This is a genomic window from Streptomyces sp. C (assembly GCF_000158895.1).
GTDB classification, from domain to species: Bacteria; Actinomycetota; Actinomycetes; order Streptomycetales; family Streptomycetaceae; genus Streptomyces; species Streptomyces racemochromogenes.
This window is the reverse complement of record NZ_GG657750.1, coordinates 2,188,741-2,190,295: the sequence shown is the minus strand read 5'-3', so window position 1 is coordinate 2,190,295 and position 1,555 is coordinate 2,188,741. Positions and strand designations below refer to the sequence as shown.

The window sequence follows — 1,555 nt, the reverse complement described above, 5'->3', positions numbered from 1 at the left end:
CCAACCTGCTCTGAGGCCGTCCGAGGGGGTCCCGCTCCTCGGCCACCCACCCGCACTCAGGGGGCGGGTGGCCACCCACCGACCCGCCCCCACCCCCTCGAGGGGGAGATAGCGGGCCCGAACCGTGCCCCCTCAGAACGCCGGCCGCTCCGGATCAAGCGCCGCCCGGCCCTCCACCGGGGAGGAGGCTTCGGCGAAGCGGCGTTGGGGGATGCGGCCCGCGCGGTGGGCCAGGCGGCCCGCCGAGACGGCGTCGCGCATGGCCGCCGCCATCAGGGCCGGCTGCTGCGCGCGGGTCACGGCCGAGGCGAGCATGACCGCCGCGCAGCCCAGTTCCATGGCCAGGGCGACGTCCGAGGCCGTTCCGGCCCCCGCGTCGAGGATCACCGGGACTCCGGCGCGCTCGACGATGAGCTCGAAGTTGTGCGGGTTGCGGATGCCCATGCCCGAGCCGATCGGGGAGCCCAGCGGCATGATCGCCGCGCAGCCGACGTCCTCCAGCTTCCGGGCGAGGACCGGGTCGTCGTTGGTGTACGGGAGGACCGTGAAGCCCTCGTCGACGAGGACCTCCGCGGCGTCCAGCAGCTCGACGCCGTCGGGGAGCAGGGTGCGCTCGTCCGCGACGACCTCCAGCTTGATCCAGTCGGTGCCCAGTGCCTCCCGCGCCAGCCGGGCCGTGAGGACCGCCTCTCCGGCGGTGAAGCAGCCGGCGGTGTTGGGGAGCACGTCGATGTCCAGCTTGGACAGGACCGACAGGACGGAGCCCTGGACGGTGGGGTCCAGGCGGCGCATGGCGACCGTGGTGAGTTCGGTGCCGGAGGCGATCAGGGCGCGTTCGAGGATGTCCAGGCTGGGGGCACCGCCGGTGCCCATGATCAGCCGGGAGGTGAAGGTCCGGCCGCCCAGGGTGAAGACGTCGTCGGCCATCTGCTCAGCCTCCCTGGACCGCGGTGAGGATCTCGATCCGGTCGCCTTCGTCCACCGGCGTGGCGGGCCACTGGCCGCGCGGGACGACGGTCTCGTTGAGGGCGGCGGCCACGCCCGAGGGGGCGGTGGTGAGGGTGGCGACCACCGCGTCGAGGGTGGTGCCGGCCGCGATCTCGCGCGGCTCGCCGTTGACGGAGACGGTCATGCGAAGGACTCCTGACGCGTGGTGGAGAAGCGGCGCGGGGTGAAGCGGCGGGCGATCTCCGGCACGGTGCCGGTGGTCAGCAGCTTCGCCATTACGTCGCCGGTGAGCGGGGTCAGCAGTACGCCGTTGCGGTAGTGGCCGGTGGCCAGGTGCAGGCCGGGGAGGTCGGTGGTGCCGAGCAGCGGCGCGTTTTTTTTGTTTAGCCGGGGCGCAGGCCGGCCCGGGTCTCGACGAGGGGGAGTTCGGTGATGCCGGGTACCAGTTCGTGGGCGTCGCGCAGCAGTTTCTTTTCTCCCCGCCGGCGGTGACGGTGGTGTCCCAGCCGAGTTCCTCGCTGGTGGCTCCGACGACGAGTTCGCCGTTCTCGCGGGGGCACCAGGTAGACGTGGCTGCCGCGTACGACGGCGCGTACCGTCCGGGAGA

Annotated in this window: 2 protein-coding genes and 1 pseudogene; all 3 read right to left on the bottom strand. The window is 72.8% G+C overall.

Features of this window, described 5'->3' with window-relative positions:
• Positions 1–132: 132 nt before the first annotated feature.
• On the bottom strand, positions 133–927 hold the full coding sequence (locus SSNG_RS09675; RefSeq protein ID WP_007263639.1) for a thiazole synthase: 795 nt from the start codon (positions 925–927) through the stop codon (positions 133–135).
• Between the two features lie 4 nt (positions 928–931).
• Positions 932–1,132 (bottom strand): sulfur carrier protein ThiS, encoded by a 201-nt coding sequence (gene thiS, locus SSNG_RS09670; protein ID WP_007263638.1) that lies wholly within the window; start codon positions 1,130–1,132, stop codon positions 932–934.
• Positions 1,129–1,555 (bottom strand): annotated as a pseudogene (locus SSNG_RS39305) (FAD-dependent oxidoreductase); the annotation flags it as partial. The pseudogene SSNG_RS39305 and the gene thiS, both read right to left, overlap by 4 nt.